The following is a 3,970-nucleotide window of genomic DNA, read 5'->3' on the forward strand; positions in this document are numbered from 1 at the left end:
GTCCGGCTGTACGGCGGACCGTTTCCTCGGTGAACCTGTTCACCCACAGGGCTGGGCTGTGCGCGAAACTGCTGGTCACCGACCGGTGATGGCCGGTACTCCAGTCGTTGGTGATCAAGAACATGGTTCGCGGCCTCGCCGCGCTCTCCCTCGTCCTCACCCCGTTCGCTGTCCCCGCGACCGTGCAGGCCGCCCCGGCTGTGCCGTCGGCTGCCGAGGTCCTGGCGCTCGTTGATGCTCTGGAGCTGGTCCGGGTCGCGGACGAGTCTCGTACTGGGTACACCCGCGACAAGTTCAAGCACTGGAACGCCGGCCTCGACCTGAAGGACGGCTGCAACACGCGTGCCGAGGTTCTCCTCGACGAGGCCGCGGAGGCGCCGGCCGTCGCGACGGGCTGCAAGCTGTCCGGGGGTTCGTGGTCGAGCTACTACGACGGCCAGGTCGTCAACGACCCCGCCAAGCTCGATATCGACCACATGGTGCCGCTCGCCGAGGCCTGGGATTCCGGCGCGAGCGCGTGGACGCCGGCCCGTCGGGAGGCGTACGCGAACGACCAGGACGCGGCGGCGTCGCTGGTGGCGGTGACCGCCCGGTCGAACCGATCGAAGAGCGACCAGGACCCGGCCCAGTGGATGCCGCCGCTGCCCGACGCGCACTGCCGCTACGTCGGCGAGTGGACCGCCACCAAGCTCCGCTGGGGCCTCACGGCCGACCAGGCCGAAGCCGACGCACTCAAGGTCTACGCCGAGACCTGCGAGACCACTGTGGTCCACTACACGCCCGCCAAGTAGTCCCCACGAACGACCTCGGCCCGTATCCGTAGTCGGGCGGGGGTCGTTGTTGAGGACGGAGCGGACCGCACCGCTCGTCCATGGGGTTCGCCCGCCGTCAACCGGGCGGAACCCGACCGGCCCCGCCCGCGCCCACCCTTGCGCCGGCGGGGCCGCTGCTCCAGAAGGCCTGCCGTCGCGGGGGCTGCTGCGCTCGATGTCAGCTGGTGTTCGTATAGCCGTGCTGCGCCTCGACGAGGTCACGCCCGTGTGCCCACTGAGTGTTCCGCTTCGGGGGCTGCTCCTCTGACCAGCCGCTCTCCTGGGTCGGGTCGGGTCGTACTCGCCGTGGAGCCTGAGTGCCTCGCCGTGTGCGCCTCTTCTGCTGTTGGCCCCATGCCGTGAAGCTTCACTTCAGCCACTGCCGGATGCGTATGTCCCTCCTCTTGTCTCGATTTTCGCATGCTAGTTCGTTATGTCTTGATTTGGTAACTCGGTGTAATTCGGGGGTGGTTGCTCTCTACGGTGATCATCTGCCGGGCGTGATTGGGGAGGTCCGGCTTCTCTCGTCTTCGAAGGGGAACTCATGCTCCGTACGCGTACCGCGGCCGCTGCTGTCACGGTCGCCGCCCTTGGCGGTCTGCTCGCCCTGCCGTCGCCGGCGCAGGCTGCCGGCTCGGTCCACCTGTACAAGGTCTACTACGACAGTCCCGGGACCGACCGCGGCGCGAACTCGAGCCTGAACGCCGAGTACGTCGTCATCCGTAACACCACCGGCTCCGCGGTCAGCCTCAAGGGCTGGACCCTGACCGATGCGGCGAACCACAAGTACACGTTCGGCACCTACACGCTCGGCAAGGGCAAGACGGTCACCGTCCACACCGGCAAGGGCACCAACACAGCCGCCCACCGCTATCAGAACCGTGCCTGGTACGTCTGGAACAACGACAAGGACACCGCCACCCTGAAGAAGGCCAACGGCGCCAAGGTCGACACCTGCTCCTACAACTCCACCAGGCACGACTACAAGATGTGCTGACATCTGCAGGCCAGAAGTGCCCGTCCTGCCAAGGACGGGCACCGCACCATGGCGTCGCACACCGAGGCTGAGCGCACGCCTGCCCGACTCCATACCGAGCGGCGGGGCCTCCGGGCATGATGGCGGTGGGGGAGTCAGGGGAGCTTCGTCATCTGATGTGGTGTAGACCCAGCGACCTGGCAGTTCGCGCGCGTAGGCAGTGACGGAGGGTGCTGCTACGAGTGACGAACAGTCAAATCATTCTCGGGCCGGCCAAAAGGCCGACCCGAAGCCGCGCCAGCGTGGCACGAAAGCCTTGGGGTAGCCGCCCCTCTCTCCTGCTCTGTCTCACGACCCGTTCGAAGGCCCGCTCGCTGCGTTTCGTTCCACACCGCGCTCGGCGATCTGCCGGCCGACGAACTGCCAAGTTGGCTCTCGCTGAACCGCGTTGGGCGCGTTCTTATGTGCGTGCGATGTCATATCGAGTCCTTCTGGCAGCTACCACTGACCTGCGGATCGTGGCTAGCCACTCGGGGTCTGCTGCGAGGACGCGGCGCGTCTACGGCCCACCAGTCCTGCGGCCCCCCCGGGCCGGACGAACACTCATCCGGGCACTGTCGCGGCAGTGACAGGCGGAACCAGAGACCCGACGAACGATCGCCAGAGAGGTTACGAAGACGTGTGACGTCCAGCAGCCCATGGGCGTGGCGAAGCGTCAGTGCCGCCGCGGAATCTCGGAGTTACCGTCGAGCCGAACGGGATGGGCATGCTCGTGATCGCGGAACGAGGCGGGTCCGGTTGACTTCGGTCATCTCAAGAAACATTCGGTCACCCGGAGGATAACTGGGGGGCGGGATCGTCGGGTGGGGCGAAGGCGCTTGATGCGCCCCCTCAACTGACGATGGAGATCAAGTCGATGACGTGGTTGGCCGTGTCCGAGCTCGCCGCGGTGGTAGCGGCGGTCGTGCAGACCGTGGCCGTCGTGGTCCAGGTGTACTGGCACCTGCGGTCGTACCACGCCGGGACCGCGCTGGGACCTGAAGCAGCCGGCGCCGCACCCGCCCCGGCATCCGCTCCGGGACCGGTCTGCGTTCGGATCACCGTTCTGCCGCCCGCGCAGGTGGAGATCTCGGTGACCTTTCCCGAGGGGAACGGTGCCGGTCCGGGACCGCGGCAAGCGGTGAAGGAGAACGGCCCGTGGTAGGCGGTGATATGTCCGTGGATCCCCCTCTGACGGATGTGAAGCAGCGGCTGGTGGACTGCTATCCGATGTTCATGGCCACGGAGCCGCTGATCCTGAGGAAGAAGTACCAGCCGCTGCTGTCGGAGGCCGCGTGCGAGGACATCGCGCAGGAGGCATACGACCGGGTGGCGGCCAAGGCCGCCTCCGGCGAGCTGAACTCGGTGATGAAGCTTCCCGGGTATCTGAGGGCGGCCTCGAGGAACCTGGCCAAGGACGCGCTGCGCGCGCTGCAACGAGACCCGGTTCGCTTCGACACCGACTTCATCGCAACGGTTCCACAGCCGCGCGTGTCCGACGACGAAGTCAACCTCCTGGAGCGGCTTGTCGTGCCTTTGATCGACGCGATGCCCCTCTCCCGGCGCCGCAAGGTCGTTCAGCTGCAGAGCCAGGGTCTGGAGGACGCGGTCATCGCCAGCGTGCTGGGCATAGACAGGCTCCGGGTGCACAAGGACCGCTCATCCGCCGTCGGTGAGCTGCGCGGCAAGCTGGGCAAGCACATCCGTGACGGACACCGGAAGCAGACACGACGCGTAGAGAAGGACGGGTGACGGCGGTGCACCGCTTCAGCAAGGACAACGGCGGCGGGCCTCCCGCGCCCGAATCCCCTGGCGGGCTGCTCGCCCTCCGCAGGAAGTTGCAAGGGCCACCGGACACCTGGGACCGGCCCAACGGAGACTTCGGCCCCCTGGACCGACTCTCCCCCTACAGCGTCGATGCCAGAAAGAAAGCGAACTCGCTCTACCGACTCGGGTCGAAGGCGCTGCTGCGGGGCGAGCTGGGTCCCGCTGTGGACTGGCTGGGCGCCGCAGCAGCAGCAGGACACCCTGGCGCACTGTTCCGCCTGGCCGTGATCACGCTGCGCGCGGGGGAGGAGTGGACAGAGGATGCGCGCTTCCTCCTAGTTGAGGCCGCCCAACACGGGCACGGCGACGCCCGACG

4 protein-coding genes and 1 pseudogene are annotated in these 3,970 nt (G+C 67.3%); all 5 read left to right on the forward strand.

Annotation, left to right across the window (positions count from 1 at the left end):
- The first annotated feature begins 110 nt into the window (after positions 1–110).
- On the forward strand, positions 111–791 hold the full coding sequence (locus AB0E14_RS39515) for an HNH endonuclease family protein (RefSeq protein ID WP_362430363.1): 681 nt from the start codon (positions 111–113) through the stop codon (positions 789–791).
- Between the two features lie 565 nt (positions 792–1,356).
- The gene (locus tag AB0E14_RS39520) at positions 1,357–1,809 is read left to right on the forward strand and encodes a lamin tail domain-containing protein (RefSeq protein WP_362430366.1); all 453 of its coding nucleotides are present in this window, start codon (positions 1,357–1,359) and stop codon (positions 1,807–1,809) included.
- Between the two features lie 895 nt (positions 1,810–2,704).
- Complete coding sequence (locus tag AB0E14_RS39525) at positions 2,705–2,992, forward strand: hypothetical protein (RefSeq protein ID WP_362430369.1); 288 nt, start codon at positions 2,705–2,707, stop codon at positions 2,990–2,992.
- Between the two features lie 14 nt (positions 2,993–3,006).
- Entirely contained in the window at positions 3,007–3,579 is a 573-nt protein-coding gene (locus tag AB0E14_RS39530; protein WP_362430372.1) for a hypothetical protein, read from the forward strand.
- Positions 3,576–3,970: pseudogene (locus tag AB0E14_RS39535) on the forward strand (hypothetical protein); the annotation flags it as partial. The gene AB0E14_RS39530 and the pseudogene AB0E14_RS39535, both read left to right, overlap by 4 nt.

It is taken from the genome of Streptomyces sp. NPDC047981 (assembly GCF_040653315.1).
In the GTDB taxonomy this organism is placed as follows: Bacteria; Actinomycetota; Actinomycetes; order Streptomycetales; family Streptomycetaceae; genus Streptomyces.

What these genes read in the sequence shown, in the direction of transcription:
- AB0E14_RS39520 (WP_362430366.1), top strand. Translation starts at nt 1,357, where the DNA reads ATGCTCCGTACGCGTACCGCGGCCGCTGCTGTCACGGTCGCCGCCCTT.
- AB0E14_RS39525 (WP_362430369.1), top strand. Translation starts at nt 2,705, where the DNA reads ATGACGTGGTTGGCCGTGTCCGAGCTCGCCGCGGTGGTAGCGGCGGTC.